Source organism: Acinetobacter sp. TSRC1-2 (assembly GCF_049895885.1).
In the GTDB taxonomy this organism is placed as follows: domain Bacteria; phylum Pseudomonadota; class Gammaproteobacteria; order Pseudomonadales; family Moraxellaceae; genus Acinetobacter.
Map to the genome: position 1 here is coordinate 1 of NZ_JAFCTF010000036.1, position 1,298 is coordinate 1,298.

1 protein-coding gene is annotated in these 1,298 nt (G+C 49.1%); it reads right to left on the reverse strand.

Annotated elements, in window-relative coordinates:
• Positions 1-1,298, reverse strand: a 1,298-nt coding sequence (locus ACP69Y_RS16590; RefSeq protein WP_425919541.1) for a 4Fe-4S dicluster domain-containing protein, incomplete at both ends; no start/stop codon positions are given.

Genomic DNA, 1,298 nt, shown 5'->3' on the forward strand with positions numbered 1-1,298 from the left:
AGCTTCAAATGCGCCGGCTGGTTTTCTTCATGTACCGTGTTGGATACAAACACCGAAGACAGACGGTCAAAGGTCAGCTTGCCATCCGGTTTTGGATAGTTCGGCTTAAAGTTCGCCGCATCGACGGTTTTCAATGCACCGAAATCCTGTACCAGATCATGCAAGGTAAATGGCACTTTAAATACGTTCTGATCGATAAAGTTAAATGCACCCCCCATCCATTGGCCAAACTTGTGCATCGCCGGGCCAAAGTTGCGCGAGTTATACAGCTCTTCTTTCAGCCAGCTGTTGTTAAACTTGTCTGTATACGCAGTGAGTTCTTTGGCGAAGAAGTCTTCACCCTCGCTCACACGTGCAACAGCCAAGTCACCACCTTTTTCTACGCCAGCCGCAATCGCTTCAAACACCGCTTCACCACACAACATGCCGGATTTCATCGCAGTATGTGAACCCTTGATTTTGGCAAAGTTCAGGAAGCCTGCATCATCCCCAATTAAAGAGCCGCCCGGGAACGTGAACTTCGGTAGCGAGTTAAAACCGCCTTTGGTCACGGCACGTGCGCCATAAGAAATCCGCTTGCCACCTTCCAGATACTGCTTGATCAGCGGATGGGTTTTCCAGCGCTGCATTTCCATGAATGGATACATGTGCGGGTTGGTGTATGACAAGTCAACAATCATACCCAAAGTCACCTGATTATTTTCAGCGTGATACAGCCACCAGCCGCCTGAAGAACCGGTCTCAGCAAGAGGCCAGCCTGCACCGTGCATCACCAAACCGGGTTTGTGTTTGGCAGGGTCAATTTCCCAAAGCTCTTTAATCCCGATCCCGTAGTGCTGTGGATCAGCATCTTTATCCAGGTTGTATTTTGCAATCAGGCGTTTACCTAAATGACCCCGGCAGCCTTCTGCAAAAATGGTGTATTTGGCATGCAGTTCATAACCCGGAGTAAAGTTATGCGTCGGTTCGCCATCTTTACCGATACCCATGTCACCGGTTTGAATGCCTTTTACAGTACCATCTGCATGATACAGAATGTCAGACGCAGCAAAGCCCGGGAAAATGGAAACTTCAAGTTCTTCGGCTTTGGTGCCTAACCAGCGCACCACATTGCCGAGCGAGATGACATAGTTGCCATCATTGTGCATGGTTTTTGGCACCATCCAGTGGGGCGCTTCCTGTGATTTTTCATCAGAAAGCAGGAAGAAAGTTTTGTCTTCAGTCACGGGCACATTTAACGGTGCGCCTTCTTCCTTCCAGTTTGGGAACAACTCATTCATGGCACGCGGTTCAAGTAC